Consider the following 18,089-nt stretch of genomic DNA (forward strand, 5'->3'; position numbering starts at 1 on the left):
CTCCCCCTTGTGTGGAGGGGTTGGGGAGGGGCCTTCAACCAGTATGAAAACCCCGCCCGCCTGCCGGCCACCCTCCCCTCCATAAGGAGAAAAACTCAGGCCTTCCCGCTGCGCTCTTCGAAGGCTTTTCGCGCCGCCTCGATATCGGCGTGGTGGGTCGCTGCCCATTCCCAGACCGCGCAGAAGGCGGCGCTGAGGCTTCGGCCGAGTTCCGTGAGGTTGTATTCGACTTTCGGCGGGATGACCGGATAGACCTTGCGCGACACAAAACCGTCGCGTTCCATCTGCCGCAGCGTCTGGGTCAGCATCTTCTGGCTGATGCCGCCGGTCAGCTTTCCGATCCGGGTGAAGCGCAGCGTGCCGTGTTCTTCCAGGACCTCGAGGATCAGCATGGTCCACTTGTCGGCCACCTGGCCGATGATGCCGCGTACCAGTTCTTCCAATACCGGGTCGATCTCGTCGGGGATTTCACGACCTGAGGGCGACCGCATCGACGGGCGAATTTCTTGATCCACAGTCACTCTCCTTTTGGTGCGTATACATCTTTTGGGTGCCTTCTTCCGAGAAGAGATTGATAGCCGTATTTTCCGGCCACGCAAAACGGAAAGGCGGCGACCATGAAAATGAACGGCAATACGATCCTCATCACCGGCGGCAATTCGGGCATCGGCCGGGCGCTCGCCGAGGCGTTCCATGCGCTCGGCAACCAGATGATCATCACCGGGCGGCGCCAGGCAACACTCGACGCGGTGACCGCCGCCAATCCCGGCATGAAAGGCATGGTGCTCGATCTTTCCGATGCCGACGCAATCAAGACATTTTCGGCCGAGCTCGCGGCCGCCTATCCATCGCTGAACGCCGTCATCAACAATGCCGGCATCATGGTGCCGGAACATATCGGCGCCGGCTCGGATTATCTTTCGACCGCCGAAGAGACGATCACCGCCAACCTGCTCGGCCCGATCCGGCTGATCGCGGCGCTGCTGCCGCAGTTGCGCACCCGGAAAGATGCTGCGATCCTGACCGTATCTTCGGGCCTCGCCTTCGTGCCGATGGCGCTGACGCCGACCTATTCCGCCACCAAAGCCGCCATTCATTCCTATTCGATGGCGATCCGCGAGCAGCTCAAAGAGGCGGGGCCGCAGGTGATCGAGATCGTGCCGCCCTATGTGCAGACATCCCTGATGGGCGAACGCCAGGCCAGCGACCCGAACGCGATGCCGCTTGCCGATTTCATCTCGGAGGTCATGGACATCCTGACGCGGCAGCCGGACGTCGAGGAAGTGGTCGTCGAACGCTGCAAGCCGCTGCGCTACGCGATCGAGAACGGCAATTTCGACGCGATGTTCAACGGCATCAATTCGATGAGCCACTGATTACCGACGCATCGACGCTCGGTCTGGCGAGGAAGGGATTTAAGCAGGCACGTATGTCAGCCTGATCACCTCCTCGCCAACGCGATCGGTGGAAACAAGGCGAAGCGGTGGCCGCGGGCCGGCGAAGAACGGCTTGCCGCGGCCGAGCACGACGGGGTGGAGGTAGAGCCGGTATTCGTCGATAAGGCCAAGGTCGGTCAGGCTGCCCGCGAGGTCCGGTCCGGACACCGAAATCTCCCCGGCGAGCCGAGCCTTCAGGTCACGGATCGCCGCCTCGACGTCACCTTCGACGAGCGTGGCGTTGGGGCCGACAGACTTCAGCGAGCGCGACACGACCCACTTCGGCAGGCGCCGCCAGGCCGCGGCGAACTCGTGGCGCTCGGCATCCCATTCGGGGCGGTCTTCGTCCCAATACCGCATGGTCTCGTACATGTGGCGACCATACACACTGCCGGTCAGATCACGTACGTGCTCTATCCAGTGACGAAAGAGCGCGGGGCCTGTCTCCATTTTCTCGTGGTCGACATAACCGTCGAGGGACAGGTTCATTCCAAAGATGAGCTTCGCCATGTCGCAAGATCTCCACCGCAGGATATTCAGGCCGCCTCGATCAGCAGTGCCGTCAGTTCGTCCGGCAAGTCGATCGGGATGTCGTGGCCGCAGGCAAGCTCCCGCACGGTCCAGCCAGGGGCGCCGCGGTATTTCTCCGACATCTGGCCGAACGGCCCGTCCCAGCCGGTCGCGACGATGAAGGTCTTTTTGGGCACGCGCTCGTAGGCGCCGGTGACTTTCAGCTTCTGCCGCAGCGTGCCGGAAGGTTGGGGCGTCGCCTTCGGTGCGGCCCACAGCTCGTCCTCTTCGCGCAGATAGCCGCCTGGTCCTTCCGGTACAGGGATCATCGGCGCGGAATAATCTCCCTCCGGATCGTAGTCCGTGAAGCTCATGCCGTCCTCGGGAATGAAGGCCTCAACATAAACGATCGAGCGGATGCGCTCGGGCATGCGCTCGACCACGCCGGTGGCGACGATGCCGCCATAGGAATGGCCGACCAGCACAAGATCCGTCAGGTCCTTGTAGATCGCCTCGTTGACGATGTCGTCGATATGGGTATCGAGGTCCACGGACGGGCCTGCCAGGTGCTTGCGTTCGCAAAGCCCGGTCAGCGTCGGCGCATAGGCGCGGTGGCCCCCGGCATGCAGGCGGTTCAGCACCCTCTCCCAGGACCATCCGCCGGTCCAGGCTCCGTGAACGATCAGGAATGTCAGTTTTCGATCCGCCATGGGTCTCCCCCTTCAACTAGTTGCGATTTGCAATTGGTCGAAGTTTACCAATCCAATTTCATTTTGCAACCGGTTTTTATCGAGGCATAAAAGGGGAAGGCCCTCACCCTTTGGCGACATGCGGGCGTCTCCTTCAACGCCTCGCATGCCCCTCAGGATGAGGGCCAACACCTGCCAAAACAGACTGTGCCGCTTACTTCTTCGCGGAAGTCAGCGCGAAGAAAGCGCCCTGCGGATCGAGCGCCTGGACGATCCAGGAGCCGCCGGGGACTTCCATCGGACCGTGGACGACCTTGCCGCCGCCTGCCGTCAACCGTGTGATCGCGGCGTCGATCGAGTCGACGATGAAATAGTAGCACCAGCAGGCCATCGGCACTTCCGCCGGCTTGGTCATCATGCCGCCGATCTGACGACCGTTGTGGGAGAAGATGTGGTAGACGCCCATCGGCCCCATGTCGAAGTCGTGGTCGAGCGTCCAGCCGAACATCTTGCCGTAGAAGTCCATGGCTTCCTTGCCGTTGCCGGCATAAAGTTCCCGCCAGCCGACATTGCCGACGGCGTCCGCGGCGAGTTCCTGCGGCGGATTCTCCATCGGCAGCGGCGTCATGATGCAGATGACTGCGCCGTGCGGATCGGCAACGACCGCGAAACGGCCGATGCCCGGAATATCCTCGGGCTCGCGCTGCACGCGGCCGCCATTGGCGACGAAATCCCTGGCCATCTGGTCGACGTCGTCGACCGAGACATAACCCGTCCAGTTCGGCGGGATCTTGCCCTCGAGTTCGGGCGGAAAGTTCATCATGCCGCCGATGCCCGGGCAATTGTCGCCCTCGCCCATCTCGAACAGGTAGTAGGCGGGCATGTCGGGCATCGACATTTCCTTGACTTTCCAGCCGACCACCGACGAATAGAATTTTCCGCCGGCATCGGTATCGGGCGTCATCAGCTCGACCCAGATGAATTTGCCATGGGTCTCCGATCTGGTCCCGGTAACGGTCTGCAACATGGTCGTCTCCTCTCCGAATGACTGCGCCGTTCGACGCGTTGGCCGTTCGACGCGTTGATTGAGCACCCGCAAGGCTCAGCGCTTGCGGGCGTAATGCGCTTCCATGAACTGCTGCCAGGTGCCGTCCGGCTGTTTGGCGCTGGAATTGAAGGTGCGGTGATCGTCGTCGGTGAAGATGATCTGCTCGCGGTAGTCGCCGGTCTTGCCGGGATTGGCGAAATCCGGGCCGCTCGTGTAGAGATTGAGCGTCGATCCGTCGTCCGACACCTCCCCCTCGTAGACCCAGAGATGGTTCATCATCGTGCCGAGCCAGGTGCCGACATATTTGCCCTTGCCCGGATCGTAGCCGAGGGTGAGAATGGTGGTGGCCGGGCCACCGCCCCCCGGCATCTCGCCGCTGCCTTCGGCAACGAACCAGATGCCGTTCAGCGACCGGCAGACCTCGACCCATTTTTCGTCATGGCCCATGCTGGTGGAGGTCACCTCCCAGAGGCCGACCATTCTTTCCAGAAAGCCGTGTTCGGCCTGGGGTTTGGGCATTTCCATCGCGCTCATCTTTTCCTCCTCCTCTTTTCGAAGCTCCAGAATGAACCCGTTCAATGGCAGCAGGATGAAGCCGTCCCTTGTGGTTTCTGTTCGTATTCGTCGTGACGCTTGACGAAGTTCATCGTCGAGTCCTCGTTGCGACCAAGCGGCGCCCGGTCGAGGATCATCAGCGTGCCGATCAGCTCTTCGCCGCCTCGGGCGTAGCTGGAATAGGTATGAAAGACCTCGCCCGCCTCGTTCCTGTAGAAGGCTGAAAGACCCGGCAGTTCATCATGCGCCTCGGACGGCGGCACTTCACGGAAGTTATAATACACCTTCTCCTTGGCAAGGTCTTCCTTGGAAAAGGAAACGTGATAGTCGAAATTGAAATCGCTGCCGAAGGACGAGACCCAGGGAAACTTCCAGCCCATGCGCTTCTTGTAGGCCTCGATCTTGTCGAGCGGCGCTCGCGCGACTGCGATGAAGGTGACGTCGTGGTTGTTGAGATGCGGCAGCGTGCCGTCGATATGGTCCGACAGGAACGAGCAGCCCGGGCAGCCGGCATCCCAATCCGGACCGAGCATGAAGTGATAGACGATCAACTGGCTGCGGCCATCGAAAAGATCGGCGAGCGAGTTTCTGCCGTTCGCGGTGTCGAACACATAATCCTTGTCGACCTTTACCCAGGGCATGGCCTGGCGTTCGGCGCGCACCTTGTCGCGCAGATGGGTCTCTTCCTTTTCCAGAGCCAGTAGCTTGCGCCGGGCTTCGAGCCACTCCTCGCGGCTGACGACAGGGTTTTTCGGGGACATGGTGACATCCATGACAGGCCTCCTCCAATGCTTGACAGAATAAGTTGATATCAACATACTCTTTCCATGCTGTCAAACATCCCGACTATCGAAGTGATTCCCTTTTCGACGACGCTGCTGGTACGCGACACGTGCCTCTGCCTGCATGTGCAGCGGGCGGCGCGGGCGCTGGCCCGACGTTTCGACAATGCGATGAAGCCGATCGGGCTCACCAACGGGCAGTTTTCGCTGATGATGTCGCTGAACCGGCCGCAGCCGGCGCCGATGGGCCAGGTCGCCAGCCTGCTCGCGATGGACCGCACGACGCTGACGGCGGCACTGAAAGTACTGGAACGGCGCGGCCTGGTGGAAACCACCGTCGACCCGAAGGACCGGCGCGGTCGGCTTCTGCGCCTGACGGACGACGGAATGACCATGCTTTCCGCCGCACTGCCTATCTGGATACGGGTGCATGCGGAGGTCGACGCCGAGCTTGGCGAGGGCGGCCCGGAAGAGCTGCGGGCGACGCTGAGCGTGATCAAGTAAGGCGGCGGCTTGACCGGAGGCGGGTGCCGGAGAGATAACCAGAAACCGCCGAACCCGAATTCCGAGAACCCATGTCCCTTTCGATCTCACGCCAGATGGCTTTAGACATTGCGGATCGGCTGACGTCGGTCGAGCCTGCCACGGTGACCCGCTATTTTGCCGGCGCCGCGATACGCATCGGCGGTGCACAAATCGGCTTCGTGATGAAGAACTCGCTGTATTTTCGCGTAGACGATGAAAGTCGGCCGCAGTTCGAAGCGCTGGAGTCACGCCCCTTTTCCTACAAGACATCCGCCCGGAATGTCCTTGTTGCGAGCTACTACGAGGTGCCGGCCGATGTGCTCGACGATGACGACCGGCTCAACGATTGGGCAACGGCCGCCTATCGCGCGGCACGGTCGTCGCCGGACAGCAAACAAAAGAAAGCGGCCGGAGCCGCTTCCTGAAAGAGGCCTGCCTCAGGCGACCGTGACCGGCACTTCGGTCGAGGTGCGCATCGCGTGGCTATAGGGGCAGACGATGTGGGCCTTGGCGGCGAGGTCTTCGGCAACCGACCGTTCGACGCCCGGGATGCTGACCAGAAGCGATACTTCGATGCCGAAACCGCCGCCGTCTTCGCGCGGGCCGATGCCGACAGTGGCCGTCACCTTGGCGTCATCCGGGATCTTTACCTTTTCCTTGCCGGCTACGAATTTCAGCGCACCGAGGAAGCAGGCGGAATAACCGGTGGCAAAAAGCTGCTCCGGGTTGGTGCCGCGGGCACCGTCGCCGCCGAGTTCCTTCGGAACCGTCAGCGTGACGTCGAGAACGCCGTCTTCCGAGGCGCCATGGCCGGCGCGGCCGCCGGTGGCGGAAGCCTTGGTGGTGTAGAGAATGGGCATGGGTCTAACTCCCTTGGTTCTAGTCCTGGGTGATAAATATTGTCCGCAATTCAATTGCGCACAATCTAATTACGCGCATTGCATTTTCCCGTCAAGCCTGCGAAAATGCGTTTGCGGAAAAAGATAGAGCACAGGCACGTGAAGACAGGACCGGCCATGCAGAAAAAAGCGGGCAATGCGGATAATTTCGAGATCGAGCTCGATGCGCAGCTGTGCTTTGCGATCTACGGCGCGGCGCATGCCTTCACGCGCACCTACAAGCCGCTGCTCGAGCCGCTCGGGCTCACCTATCCGCAATACCTGGTGATGATCACGCTGTGGGAGGAGGACGACCAGCCGGTAAAGGCGATCGGCGACCGGCTTGGACTGGATTCCGGCACGCTCTCCCCTCTCCTCAAGCGGCTCGAACAATCCGGCCTCGTCGCCCGCAAACGCGACCGCGACGACGAGCGGCAGGTGAGGATCTCGCTGACGAAAAGGGGAACGGAGCTGAAAACCCAGGCGGCCGGCGTCGCCGGTGCGATCGGCAAGGCTGTCGGCTGCAGTTTCGAAGAGGCGGTGGCGCTGCGCGACGAACTGATCGCGCTGAAGCAGAGGCTGACCAAGGCGGGAAGCGAAAAAGACCCATTGCCCTCTGCTTGACAGACCTCCATGACCGGCCGAGGCCGGTCGTCACCAGATTGCAATGAAGCCGTCGGGCTCACGGCTTGTGGGCTTCAGGTTCGTCGGTATGGCGGCCCGAATATTGCTCGTCCAGGTCCCGGATCACACCTTCGCCATCGACGGGATCCACCTTGCGGAGGATGACGTCGATCTTCGCCTCCAGCCGGTCGGACCCTTCCTTCGATTGCGGCGAGCCCAGGAACAGGAAGAAGGCCAGGCCCCCGACCTGCCAGAGCAGCTGCAAAAATTCCGACTGCCAGTTTTCAAAAGTGTCGCGCAGCATTTCCGTCAGATAGGGGGAAAATTCGACCGGCTGTCCGTGCTCGGCCTGTTCCTGTACGAAGGCAAACCAGCCGAACAGCCAATGCCCGACAAGACTGAAAACGAAAAATGCCAAGGTTATCCAGGCGTAGCTATACGCACGCCATAGTGAATGCTGCTGCATGGCTTCCTCCAGAACGCCCCGCGCAAAGTAACGGTGAAGTTCCAAGGTGGTTCCCGCGGATCAAGTTCGGCTTAGGTGATCCGCGGCGATCCGGTCGATCCAGCGGCGATGCTGTTCCTTGACCAGCGGGTTCGTTCCGGGTTCGCCGGCAACCGTAATCAGCGCCTTCCACAGGCACCAGCCACGCGCCCTTTCCCAGGTCTCGGCATCGAGCCCCACCCGGTTGCGGAAAGCGCGGGCCGCCGGTTCGTCGAACAGGGTCCAGGCGATGACGAGGTCGCAGGCCGGGTCGCCGGTGCCGGAACTGCCGAAATCGATAACGGCCGCAAGCCGTCCGTCGCGCGCCAGGAGATTGCCCTCGGCGACGTCGCCATGCACCCAGACCGGTGTATTCTTCCAGGTTGAGGCGAGCGCCCGCTCCCAGATTTCGGTGATCAGCGGCACATCGATTTCGCCGGAGAGGATGTCGATCGAGCGGCGCGTCTCCGCGTCATAGACTTCCAACGCGCCGCCGCGGAAAAAGTTATGGGTGCCGGCCAACGGGCCGTCGGATGCGTCGATCTTCCACAGCGCCAGGAGGAAATCCGCGACGTCCTCCGCAAAAACGGTCAGGTCGGCGATCGTCTGGAGGCTGGATCGGTCACCCGCGATCCAGGCATAGACCGACCAGGGCCAGGGATAATCCTCGCCCGGCTTTCCGAGCCCGAGGGGCACGGGAACGGGAAGCGGCAATCGGGGACCCAGCATCGGCAGGAAGCGATGCTCCTTCTCCACCTGCGCGACATAACGTTCGGCGCTCGGCAGACGCACCAGCATGGTGTCGCCGAGGTGGAAGGTACGATTGCACCATCCACCGATCGCGACCGGGCGCATGTCCAGGCCCGCCCATTCGGGGAACTGTTCGGCGATCAGTCCCCTGACGAGAGGGACATCGATTTCAACCATGTAAACCTCCCGGCACGGCGGATCAGGCCGGGTTGATAGCAGCCCTCTGTGACAGAAAAGCCTACTGCCACACCACGATGCGCGCTTTTTCCGGCACGCGGTCGTAGAGGTCGATGATATCCTGGTTCATCAGCCGCACGCAGCCGGACGACGCGGCGGTGCCGATCGAATTCCATTCCGGCGAGCCATGCAGGCGGTAGAGCGTATCCTTGCCGTTCTGGAAGATGTAGAGCGCGCGGGCACCGAGGGGATTCAAAAGGCCGGGCGGCATGCCGCCGTTCTTCGCCGAATATTTGGTGAGTTCCGGCTGGCGCGCGACCATCTCGTCCGGCGGCGTCCATTTCGGCCATCTCTGTCGCCACTGGATGACGCCCTCGCCCTGCCAGGCAAAACCCTCGCGGCCGATGCCGACGCCGTAGCGCATGGCGGTGCCGCCCGGCTCGACGAGGTAGAGGAAGCGCGAGGCCGTATCGACGACCACCGTGCCGGGGCGTTCGCCGGTCGGATCGACGACCTGCTGGCGATAATAGCGTGGGTTGATCTGTCGATAGGGGATCGCCGGGATGACGAAACCGCCATCGACCACGGTGCCGTACATGACATCCAGTTCCGACGAGGGGCCTTCAATGGGCTCCGGACGGAAGGCAACCGTCGTCGCCAGCGGGCGCGGCACGGACGAGGCGCAGCCGGCAAGCGTGGAGGCGGCGCCCGCGCCGAGGAGAGACAAAAAACTCCGGCGGGAAAAGGAAGGGTTCAGGATCATCTGAGGCAGGACCGCTCGATAGGTAAAACGCAGGGAACAGCAAAATCGCTCTTTAACGGCAGGGCGGTCGAAAGGTTCCGACTCGCTCCCTGAGCTGGAAGATAGGTCCACGGTCCTTAATCAACTATTCACGAGATTTACACGGCGGTTCAAACCCTTGAGATGACGAATAAAAAAGAGCGGCAATGCCGCTCTTTCCGTCCATTGGAGGAGGTGTTTCCGTGGTCAGATGACCACGATCGGCGTGCCCGAAGGAATGCGGTCGAAGAGGTCGATGACATCCTGGTTGAGCATGCGCACGCAGCCCGACGAGGTCTGCTTGCCGACGGACTGCCAGTCCGGCGTGCCGTGCACGCGGTAGAGCGTGTCCTGGCCATCCTTGAAGATATAGAGCGCGCGGGCGCCGAGCGGATTGTTGAGGCCCGGATTGGCACCGCCCTCGGCGGCCGAAAATTTGCGCAGGTCGGGCTGGCGGGCGACCATCTCGTCCGGCGGCGTCCAGCGCGGCCATTCCGCCTTGCGCTGGATCACGCCGCGGCCCTGCCACGAGAAACCGGCCTTGCCGAGGCCGACGCCGTAGCGGATCGCCTTGCCGCCCGGCTGCACGAGATAGAGGTAACGTTCCCTGGTATCGACGACGATCGTGCCCGGCGCTTCGTTGGTGCGGTAATCGACGTCCTGGCGCAGATACCGGGCATCGATGCGCGAATAGGGGATGGCCGGGAGCGTGTGGCCGTCGTCGCGGATGACGCCGTACATGGCCCGGTGGACCGGATTGGAAACCGGCAGTCCATAGGTCTGGTGGAAAGTCGACGGATAGAGCTGGCGCTTGTGCGGGATGGCGCCAGGCATCGGAGGCGGCTGGTTCGACGGCGGATCGGCATAGGGTGCGACGTTGAAGACCGGCGCCGTCTGCTGCACGAAGACGTCCGGGTTCATGCGGCTGGTATCGGTGACCAAGGGAATCTGGCAGCCACTGAGCGCCACGGACGCGGCGAGCATGACGGAAAGGCCAAGGGGTCGGCGGAAAGGTCGAAAGGAGAATGGCATGGGAACCCGCTTCCAGCAGATGAAGTCCAGCCGACAATGGCAGATGCGGCTGGCGCGAAGCTGGTGGAACCGTTCACGCGTGCCAGCCGGCACCGGCATGGGCCGCCAATGCCGGATAGCGTGCCATGCGGGCATCGAAGTCGCGGGCGATATCTGCCAGCGTCACCTGGCCGAAGCGGCTGAGAAGCAGCTTTTCGGCCTCCTCGAAAGCTTCGGAAAGGGCCGCATTGACCGCCTGCTCCACCAGGCATGCCGGCTGGTCGCAGGCAGGGCCGACCGCAAAGACCGCAGGTTCGCCAACCGCTTCGTAAATGTCGAGCAACGTCATTTCCGATAGCGGGCGACCCAGTCTCCAGCCGCCGCCATGGCCCTTTTCCGAGCTCACATAGCCCTTTTCCCGGAGCCCCGCCATGGTGCGGCGGACCACGACCGGATTGGTGTTGAGCATCGCGGCAATGGTTTCCGACGTGGCCGCGCCTTCATGGCGATCCATATGGATCAGCACATGCAGCATGCGGGACAGGCGGCTGTCATGTCTCATCGCGGCGCTCCCTACGCGTTTTCGGCCGTGCATTCCTAACACGCGCATTCATTCGCAACAACATAAGTTACGAATCTATTGACCGCGTGCCATCATGTAACTTATGTTGTTCCAAGACTCATGAGGAGGATTTCGCATGGATTACGAAGCAATCGTCATCGGTGGCAGCTATGCCGGCCTCTCCGCCGCCCTGCAGCTCGCCCGCGCCCGGCGGCGCGTCCTCGTCATCGACGACGGCCGCCGCAGAAACCGTTTTGCCGAGACTTCTCATGGGTTTCTCACCCGCGACGGGGAACGGCCCGAGATCATCGCCGGCGAGGCCCGCTCGCAGCTGATGGCCTATCCGACCGTCGAATGGCTGGATGCACGGGCCGACGATGCCCGGAAAAGCGACACCGGTTTCTCGGTGACATCAGGCGGCAGAGAGCTTGCGGCGAAACGGCTGGTGCTCGCCGTGGGCGTCAAGGATCACCTGCCCGAGATTCCCGGCCTGACCGACCGGTGGGGCAAAAGCGTCTTTCATTGCCCCTATTGCCACGGCTACGAATTGAACCGGGGACAGATAGGCGTGATCGGCGTCTCCGCCATGTCGATGCATCACGCGCTGATGCTGCCCGACTGGGGACCGACCACCCTGTTGCTCAACGATGCGTTCCGACCTGACGAGGAACAGGCCGGCCACCTGGCGGCGCGTGGTGTCACCGTCGAGGAAACCCCGATCTCGTCGATCGGCGGCCATGCCGAAGTCCTTCTGCAAGATGGCCGGGGCTTGAGTTTCGCCGGACTTTTCGTGCTGTCGCGAACGGAACTGGCAAGTCCCATTGCCGAACAGCTCGGCTGCGCCCTGGAGGACGGCCCGGTGGGCAAATTCATCCGCACCGACATGACCCAGCAGACCAGCATTCCCGGCGTTTTCGCCTGCGGCGATGCAGCCCGCGCGGCAGGCTCGGTGGCAATCTCCGTCGGTGACGGCGCCATGGCGGGCGCGGGGACGCACCGGTCGCTGATGTTCGGGTAATTCCTACTGCACCCTCTTCACAGGATGCGGCTTCACAGGATGCGGCGGGCCTGCTCCGGTGACGGAAGCCAGCAGGACTCTCGCCGTCCAAAGATGCGATAGCGATTTCTGGCGATCAGGCGGTAAAGCGGATCGCGAATGAACCGCGGCACCAGCCTGACGATCGACAGCGCCTTCCAGGGCCATCCGAGCCCTTCATAGATTACCAGAACCGCGTCGCTGTCGCGCAGGACGCTCTGCCCATCCACGACGATCATGGTTTCGGGGTTTTCGGGGTCGATCCCGCACCGCCGGTAAAGCGCTGTGCCGACCTCGCCCTGCATCGACGCCAGGCGGAACCTTGCGGCGCGATCGTGCCGAAGCACGAACTGGGCGTTGGCCGAACACAGGACGCACATCGCATCGAAGACGATGATCGGCCCGCCCCAATCCATTGCGTTGCTACCGCTCATACATGCGCTCCGGCGAAGGCTCGGCCTTAACCCGTGACCTGGTTGAAGAAGCGGATGCTTTCGGCGACCGCGCCCGGCACGACGCCGTTGTGGTTGCCGGGCAGGAGCTTGGCCTCGATCTCAACGCCGGCTGATTTCGCCCGGTCCATCAGCAGCCGGTGATCGGCGTCGAAGGGCCGCTCCTCGGTGCCGCGCAGCAGGAGCGTCGGGCATTTGAGGCTGTGGCCGAAGCAGACCGAAGAGCGCATGATGAATTCCTTCTGGTCGCTCTCGTCGAAGCGCACTTCCCGCTCGAACCGGCCGAAATAACGCCAGGAATTGACGCCCGCCGAGATCGGCGCGGAGGCGCGGAACTTTCGCGTCATCGAAGCGAGCAGTGCCAGCGTGCCGCCATTCGAATGGCCGGCAAGGAAGAAGCGGTTCTTGTCGATCCCCGGCAGCTGCTCCAGATAGGAGGCTGCCGCCAGCGCGTCCGAAGTCTCGTCGTAGAAGCCCGAATAATTGCCGGCCTGGCCGTTTTCGCCGCGGAACGAGGGCAGCATGACGACGTAGCCCGCTTCCCAATAGGCCTTCATCAGTTCCCAATGGCCGTCGCCCGTGGCGTTGCCGCCATGCAGGAAAAGGACTGCGGGCTTCAGTTTCGCGGAGGACTCGTAGGGCGAGATCCAGGCGATCAGCTCGATCGAGCCGTCCGGTCCGCCGCGATACATCACCTTCTTCGAACCGGCGGGCGTGCCGAGCGGGGGAGACTGTTCCGGGGACGGGCCCTTGCGGATGAGGTTGGTGTGGAAATGCCGGCGAGCATCGCCATAATCCTGCTTTTCGAGCGGAGGAACTTCGGGAACGAGAAACTCAGCGCGGGCCGCGGCCGGCAGCATGGCTGCAACCGAGAGGCCGGCGGCGCCAGCCAGCAGGGTACGGCGGGTTAGACCGCCGTCTTCCATGAGATTTCGGGAAGGAAGAATGCGGTGATCTGTCATATGTGATGAGCCTGAAGAGCGTTTCGCCGGGCCGATATCAGCATTTGCAGGAAACGCTGTCCATTCACTCATTCGCGAACTTCATAGGGAAGCCCGAGGCTTGGTTGCCTAAAGCCTCTTCGCGCGCATGGCATCCTTCTCCTTGCGCCACTGAACGAGCGCCTGAAGAAACGGTCCGGCAGTGACGCCGAGAACAGCGCCGCCGACCACCCATCCGAGAGCGGCGCCGCCCAAAAGTTCCTGGCCGACATAAGCGGCTGCGACGCAGCCGATGAGTGCGACAATGCCCTTGATGATAAAGCTCGATTTCGTCATGTCGTTATCCCCAGCACCCAGATCTGAAATATCGGGGTTCAGATAGGCGAATTTCGCTACATTCAACCCTCGCGTGCCTCCACCATTGCCGTCAGGGTTGCCAGCCGGTCGGCGTCGCGCGGCAGCTTGTCCTGGCGCAGGCGGGCGATCCGCGGGAAGCGCATGGCGACGCCCGACTTGTGGCGGGTCGAGCGGTTGATGCCCTCGAAGGCGACTTCCAGCACGAAGCCGAAATCCGGTTCCGCACGCACCGCCCGCACGGGTCCGAACCGATCGACCGTGTTGTCGCGCACGAACTTGTCGAGCACTTCGAGTTCCGCATCGGTAAAGCCGAAATAGGCTTTTCCGACCGGCACCAGTTCCTCGCCGTCGGGCGTTTCGGCCCAGACGCCGAAGGTGAAGTCGGAATAATAGCTCGACCGCTTGCCGTGGCCGCGCTGGGCATAAAGCATCACCGCGTCGATATTGTAGGGGTCCCGCTTCCACTTGAACCACGGGCCCTTGAGGCGGCCGGCCTGGTATGGGCTGTCCTTGCGCTTGATCATCACCCCTTCGATGACCGGATCGGGTGGCGCGACGCGGATGCGGTCGAGCTCGTCCCAGGTGGTGAAGGGCACGAGATCGGAGAGGTCGAACCGATCATGCGGCGCCCGCTGTATGATATCGCCGAGGCGTTTGCGGCGCTCGAGAAAACTCTTCGCGCGGATATCGAGGTCGCTTTCGAACAGCAGGTCGTAGGCGCGCACGAAGGCGGGGTAGTCGTCGAGCATCTTGGCCGTCACCGTCTTGCGGTTCAGCCGCTGCTGCAGGTCGGAGAAGGTGCGCGTGGGATTGTTGGAACGGGCGGTGCCGCCGACCAGAAGTTCGCCGTCGATGACGCCTTCGAAATTCATCGACCCTACGACATCGGGAAAGGCGCCGGTAATGTCGTCGCCGGAGCGGGAATAGAGTTTTCTGGTGCCGCCGTAGCTCGACATCTGCACGCGGATGCCATCCCATTTCCACTCGGCGGCGTAATCGTCGGGGTCCAGCTTTTCGAGATCGCCCGTCTCCACCGGATTGGCGAGCATGACCGAGTGGAAGATCGCCGGCGTGGCGAGGACCGGCTTTTCCGCCCTGCCCTCCAGCCAGGCGAAGAGCGGTTCATAGGGTGGCGTCAGCCCGTGCCAGAGCGTCTCGATCTCGGTGACGTCTTTTCCACTCATGTCCGACAGCGCCTGCTTGGCGAGACGGGCGGAGACGCCGATGCGCAGCGCACCGGTGACGAGCTTCAGGAAGGCGAAACGGCTCGACGTATCGAGCTTGTCGAGCAGGTCGCGAACGGCGGAGCGCACCTCGGTACGGCCGAGCGAATTCATTCTGGTGACGACCTCGCCGAGACGCGGCTGGTGCTCGTCATCGATTTCGTCCTTGCGGGTGCCGTCCCAGACCAGCGAGATGGTCTCGGCGAGATCGCCGACATAGTCGTAGGAATACTGGAAAAGGACGGGGTCCATGCGTTCCAGCACGAGATCGCGCAGCATGGCCGGCTTGACGCTTTTCAGATCGAGCCCGCCGGCGAGTGCGGCTAGGCCATAACCGCGGTCGGGATCGGGCGTATCGCGAAAATAGTCGGCGAGAAGGGTGAGCTTGCCGTTTCGCGAGGGGGTGAGGACGAGGCGGTCGAGCAGGGTGGCGAAGGGTTTCACTTTTGCCACCTCGTTAAGGGCTTGGCGTGTGGCTTACCCCCCTCTGCCTTGCCAGGCATCTCCCCCTCAAGGGGGGAGATCGAATCGCGGCAATGTTTAGCCACCAGCAAACGTCGAAGACCAGGCGACGCAGGCGCGTCTTGCCGATCTCCCCCCTTGAGGGGGAGATGGCCGGCAGGCCAGAGGGGGGTGACGCCGATTCGGCGAGCGGAAAAGATCATCCCCATCAATCCCCCTCATCCTCATAGCCCACCAGATGCAGCGGCCGGGCGGGAATGTTCTTCAGCTCGCACCAGCGCACCAGCGCCTCCTCGCGGCCGTGCGTCACCCAGACCTCGCTCGGGCCGATCTCCTCGATGGTCGACAGCAGTTCCGGCCAGTCGCAGTGATCGGAGATGACCAGCGGCAGTTCGACGCCGCCTTGTTTGGCGCGCTGGCGCACCATCATCCAGCCCGAAGCAAAGGCGATCAGGGGTTCGTTGAAGCGGCGTGCCCAGCGATCCTGGAAGGCAGAGGGCGGACCGACGATGACGGCGCCCTTGAAGGCGTCGGGGCTGCTTTTCTCGATCGTCGCGGGTCTTATATCGCCGAGATCGATGCCCTGGCCGACATAATAATCGCAGAGTTTTGCCAAGGCGCCATGGATGAAGATCGGCTCATGATACCCGCAATCGCGGATCAGCCGGATCACCCGCTGCGCCTTGCCGAGCGCATAGGCGCCGACCATGTGGCTGCGTTCGGGGAACTGTTTCAGCGAGGTCAGCAGCTTGTCGATCTCGTCTTTGGGGTCCGGGTGGTGGAAGACCGGCAGGCCGAAGGTCGCCTCGGTAATGAAGACGTCGCAGGCGACCGGCACGAAGGAGGCGCAGGTGGGGTCGATGCCGCGCTTGTAATCGCCCGAAACCACGATCCGCAGACCGTCTTTCTCGATGGCGATCTGGGCGGAACCGAGCACGTGGCCGGCGGGATGAAAACTCACCCGCACGCCTTCGACATCGATCTCTTCGCCGAAGGCGGCTGCCTGCTCCTCGCCGCAAAAATCCTCGCCGTAGCGCAGCCGCATGATGTCGAGCGTCTGGCGGGTCGCCAGAACCTTGGCATGGCCGGCGCGGGCGTGGTCGGAATGGCCGTGGGTGATCAACGCCCGCTCGACGGGACGGACCGGATCGACATGGAAGCGGCCGATGGGGCAGAACAGCCCGGCCGGGGTGGGATGAAGCAGCGCCTCTGGTTTCATGCCCTTGAAGATAGGGCAAAAACGCCGCTGCGCCAGATCACTCCGAGGCGGCAGCCGGCTTGTTTTCGGCCACGAGCGCTGATGGCAAACGGACCGGTTTCAGCATCAGGGCGGCGATGAGGCCGATCAGCGCCATGGCGCTGCCGGCCAGGAACACCGGCGTGAAGGCCTCGGTGTAGAGCGTGTGGACCGCGATCCGTGACGGCTCGGGCAATGCGAGCATCATCAGCGGCGTCAGCGAGCCGATGTCCTCGACGCCCGGAATGCTGGTGCCGACACCCCGGATACCGGCCGCGACGATCGCGCCATAGACCGAGATGGCGATCGAGGCGCCGGCCATGCGCATCAGCGTCACAGCACCGGTTGCCGCGCCGACATCCTCGCGAGGGGCTGAATTCTGTACGCCGATGATCGGCGCCTGCTGGCCGAAGCCGATCGCCAACCCCTGCATCAGCATGAAGCCGAGGATGACATAGATCGGCGTTCCGACCGGTAGCTGCGAGAAGATGAACAGGGCAACGATATTCAGCGACAGACCGATCAGCGTGAACGGCTTGTAGCGGCCGGTGATCGAGATCAGCCGGCCGGTCGAGATCGAGCCGATGACGATGCCGAGGGTCGTGGCGACAAAGCAGAAGCTCGCGGTCGTCGGCGACAGGCCGGTGGTCGTCTGCAGGAAGAGCGCAAAATAGTTCGCCATGCCGATCGCCACCGCACCGGTGCAGAAGGAGACGATCAGGAACAACGAAAAGGTCGAATCGCGGAAGAGTTTCAGCGGCACGATCGGCTCGGGCACCTTCCCCTCGACGATGACCCAGAGGATGGCGCAGAGGGTGCCGACCGCCACGACGGCTATCGACTGCCAGGCAACCAGCGAACCGAACAGTGTGACGCTGTCCGCCCAGACGACGATGCTCGCAACGGTTCCCGCCAGCAGGACGGCGCCGAGATAATCGATCTTCGGCTTGCGGATCGGGCGGCGATAGGGAAGCAGAAGCGAAATGCCGGTGACCGCGACGATGCCGACCGGGAGGTTGATCAGGAAGATGGACCGCCAGCCGAACAGTTCGCTCATCGTGCCGCCGAGCAGCGGTCCGAGGCTGCCGGAGGCCATGATCACCAGGCTCGAATAGCTTTGGTATTTCGCCCGCTCGCGCGGCTCGAACAGGTCGGCATTGATGGAGAAGATCGATACCATGATGCCGCCGCCGCCAAAGCCCTGGAGCACGCGCGAGGCGATCAGCGAATCCATCGACCAGGCAAGCCCGCAGGTGAGCGAACCGACGGTGAAGATGACGATCGCCGCCAGCATCACGTATTTGCGGCCGAACAGGTCGCCGAGCTTGCCGTAGATCGGCATCGACGTGCTGCTGGCGAGAAGATAGGCCGAGCCGACCCAGCCGAAACGCTCCAGTTCGCCGAACTCGCCGATAATCGTCGGCAGCGCGGTGGAGACGATCTGGTTGTCCAGCGTCGCCATGAACAGCGCCGTCAGCAAAAAGCAGAAGATCACCAACCGCTGGCGGTGGTTGGCGACGAGCGGCACATGGGCCGGGCGGGTCATATCCATGGGTCAATCCAAAGTGT

23 protein-coding genes are annotated in these 18,089 nt (G+C 62.8%); 5 read left to right on the forward strand and 18 right to left on the reverse strand.

Annotated features, from left to right (window positions below; translation table 11 throughout):
• Positions 1–95: 95 nt before the first annotated feature.
• Complete coding sequence (locus C5L10_RS30125; protein WP_105432693.1) at positions 96–491, reverse strand: helix-turn-helix domain-containing protein; 396 nt, start codon at positions 489–491, stop codon at positions 96–98.
• A gap of 126 nt (positions 492–617) precedes the next feature.
• Between C5L10_RS30125 and C5L10_RS30130 the strand changes: the two genes are divergently transcribed.
• A complete protein-coding gene (locus C5L10_RS30130) occupies positions 618–1,376 on the forward strand; it encodes an SDR family oxidoreductase (RefSeq protein ID WP_105432694.1) in 759 nt (252 codons plus the stop codon).
• Positions 1,377–1,415: 39 nt separating this feature from the next.
• On the opposite strand, the gene C5L10_RS30135 is transcribed toward C5L10_RS30130, so the two are convergent.
• The 5 genes from C5L10_RS30135 to C5L10_RS30155 all read right to left on the reverse strand — a co-directional run bounded on the left by C5L10_RS30135 (position 1,416) and on the right by C5L10_RS30155 (position 5,011).
• Positions 1,416–1,946, reverse strand: a complete 531-nt coding sequence (locus C5L10_RS30135) for a dihydrofolate reductase family protein (RefSeq protein WP_105432695.1) — start codon at positions 1,944–1,946, stop codon at positions 1,416–1,418.
• A 26-nt stretch (positions 1,947–1,972) separates the two neighbouring features.
• The gene (locus tag C5L10_RS30140) at positions 1,973–2,656 is read right to left on the reverse strand and encodes an alpha/beta fold hydrolase (protein ID WP_105432696.1); all 684 of its coding nucleotides are present in this window, start codon (positions 2,654–2,656) and stop codon (positions 1,973–1,975) included.
• Between the two features lie 193 nt (positions 2,657–2,849).
• A complete protein-coding gene (locus tag C5L10_RS30145; RefSeq protein ID WP_105432697.1) occupies positions 2,850–3,662 on the reverse strand; it encodes a VOC family protein in 813 nt (270 codons plus the stop codon).
• A gap of 75 nt (positions 3,663–3,737) precedes the next feature.
• On the reverse strand, positions 3,738–4,217 hold the full coding sequence (locus C5L10_RS30150; RefSeq protein WP_371412007.1) for a DUF1579 domain-containing protein: 480 nt from the start codon (positions 4,215–4,217) through the stop codon (positions 3,738–3,740).
• A 41-nt stretch (positions 4,218–4,258) separates the two neighbouring features.
• The gene (locus C5L10_RS30155; protein WP_205837112.1) at positions 4,259–5,011 is read right to left on the reverse strand and encodes a thioredoxin family protein; all 753 of its coding nucleotides are present in this window, start codon (positions 5,009–5,011) and stop codon (positions 4,259–4,261) included.
• Between the two features lie 54 nt (positions 5,012–5,065).
• Here C5L10_RS30155 and C5L10_RS30160 point away from each other — a divergent pair, with 54 nt between their 5' ends.
• The gene (locus C5L10_RS30160) at positions 5,066–5,524 is read left to right on the forward strand and encodes a MarR family winged helix-turn-helix transcriptional regulator (RefSeq protein WP_105432698.1); all 459 of its coding nucleotides are present in this window, start codon (positions 5,066–5,068) and stop codon (positions 5,522–5,524) included.
• Between the two features lie 71 nt (positions 5,525–5,595).
• Complete coding sequence (locus tag C5L10_RS30165) at positions 5,596–5,970, forward strand: TfoX/Sxy family protein (protein WP_105432699.1); 375 nt, start codon at positions 5,596–5,598, stop codon at positions 5,968–5,970.
• A gap of 12 nt (positions 5,971–5,982) precedes the next feature.
• Here C5L10_RS30165 and C5L10_RS30170 read toward each other — a convergent pair whose 3' ends face one another.
• Positions 5,983–6,405 carry an organic hydroperoxide resistance protein gene (locus C5L10_RS30170; RefSeq protein ID WP_046631314.1) on the reverse strand — a complete coding sequence of 141 codons (423 nt, stop codon included), beginning with the start codon at positions 6,403–6,405 and terminating at the stop codon, positions 5,983–5,985.
• A 156-nt stretch (positions 6,406–6,561) separates the two neighbouring features.
• On the opposite strand from C5L10_RS30170, the gene C5L10_RS30175 reads away from it, so the two are divergent.
• Positions 6,562–7,047, forward strand: coding sequence for a MarR family winged helix-turn-helix transcriptional regulator (locus C5L10_RS30175; protein ID WP_105432700.1), 486 nt, complete (start codon positions 6,562–6,564; stop codon positions 7,045–7,047).
• Positions 7,048–7,105: 58 nt separating this feature from the next.
• Here the strand turns inward: C5L10_RS30175 and C5L10_RS30180 are convergent, their stop codons facing one another.
• From C5L10_RS30180 to C5L10_RS30200, 5 genes are all read right to left on the reverse strand, one after another.
• Entirely contained in the window at positions 7,106–7,513 is a 408-nt protein-coding gene (locus C5L10_RS30180; RefSeq protein ID WP_105432701.1) for a DUF6766 family protein, read from the reverse strand.
• Between the two features lie 60 nt (positions 7,514–7,573).
• Positions 7,574–8,458, reverse strand: coding sequence for an aminoglycoside phosphotransferase family protein (locus C5L10_RS30185; RefSeq protein WP_105432702.1), 885 nt, complete (start codon positions 8,456–8,458; stop codon positions 7,574–7,576).
• 61 nt (positions 8,459–8,519) lie between these two features.
• A complete protein-coding gene (locus tag C5L10_RS30190) occupies positions 8,520–9,221 on the reverse strand; it encodes a L,D-transpeptidase (RefSeq protein WP_046664451.1) in 702 nt (233 codons plus the stop codon).
• Positions 9,222–9,446: 225 nt separating this feature from the next.
• Positions 9,447–10,223 carry a L,D-transpeptidase gene (locus C5L10_RS30195; protein ID WP_245448306.1) on the reverse strand — a complete coding sequence of 259 codons (777 nt, stop codon included), beginning with the start codon at positions 10,221–10,223 and terminating at the stop codon, positions 9,447–9,449.
• A gap of 121 nt (positions 10,224–10,344) precedes the next feature.
• The gene (locus tag C5L10_RS30200) at positions 10,345–10,812 is read right to left on the reverse strand and encodes an Rrf2 family transcriptional regulator (protein WP_105432703.1); all 468 of its coding nucleotides are present in this window, start codon (positions 10,810–10,812) and stop codon (positions 10,345–10,347) included.
• 136 nt (positions 10,813–10,948) lie between these two features.
• Here C5L10_RS30200 and C5L10_RS30205 point away from each other — a divergent pair, with 136 nt between their 5' ends.
• A complete protein-coding gene (locus C5L10_RS30205) occupies positions 10,949–11,830 on the forward strand; it encodes an NAD(P)/FAD-dependent oxidoreductase (RefSeq protein ID WP_105432704.1) in 882 nt (293 codons plus the stop codon).
• 32 nt (positions 11,831–11,862) lie between these two features.
• Here the strand turns inward: C5L10_RS30205 and C5L10_RS30210 are convergent, their stop codons facing one another.
• From C5L10_RS30210 to C5L10_RS30240, 6 genes are all read right to left on the reverse strand, one after another.
• Positions 11,863–12,282 carry a thiol-disulfide oxidoreductase DCC family protein gene (locus C5L10_RS30210; protein ID WP_105432705.1) on the reverse strand — a complete coding sequence of 140 codons (420 nt, stop codon included), beginning with the start codon at positions 12,280–12,282 and terminating at the stop codon, positions 11,863–11,865.
• Between the two features lie 26 nt (positions 12,283–12,308).
• A complete protein-coding gene (locus C5L10_RS30215; RefSeq protein ID WP_245448302.1) occupies positions 12,309–13,262 on the reverse strand; it encodes a S9 family peptidase in 954 nt (317 codons plus the stop codon).
• A gap of 108 nt (positions 13,263–13,370) precedes the next feature.
• The gene (locus C5L10_RS30220; protein WP_105432707.1) at positions 13,371–13,577 is read right to left on the reverse strand and encodes a hypothetical protein; all 207 of its coding nucleotides are present in this window, start codon (positions 13,575–13,577) and stop codon (positions 13,371–13,373) included.
• A 62-nt stretch (positions 13,578–13,639) separates the two neighbouring features.
• On the reverse strand, positions 13,640–15,265 hold the full coding sequence (locus C5L10_RS30225; RefSeq protein WP_105432708.1) for a cisplatin damage response ATP-dependent DNA ligase: 1,626 nt from the start codon (positions 15,263–15,265) through the stop codon (positions 13,640–13,642).
• 226 nt (positions 15,266–15,491) lie between these two features.
• Positions 15,492–16,502 carry a ligase-associated DNA damage response exonuclease gene (locus C5L10_RS30235; protein ID WP_105432709.1) on the reverse strand — a complete coding sequence of 337 codons (1,011 nt, stop codon included), beginning with the start codon at positions 16,500–16,502 and terminating at the stop codon, positions 15,492–15,494.
• Positions 16,503–16,539: 37 nt separating this feature from the next.
• Positions 16,540–18,072 carry an MDR family MFS transporter gene (locus C5L10_RS30240; protein WP_172717266.1) on the reverse strand — a complete coding sequence of 511 codons (1,533 nt, stop codon included), beginning with the start codon at positions 18,070–18,072 and terminating at the stop codon, positions 16,540–16,542.
• Positions 18,073–18,089 lie beyond the last annotated feature (17 nt).

This window comes from Neorhizobium sp. T6_25, from assembly GCF_002968555.1.
GTDB lineage: Bacteria > Pseudomonadota > Alphaproteobacteria > Rhizobiales > Rhizobiaceae > Neorhizobium.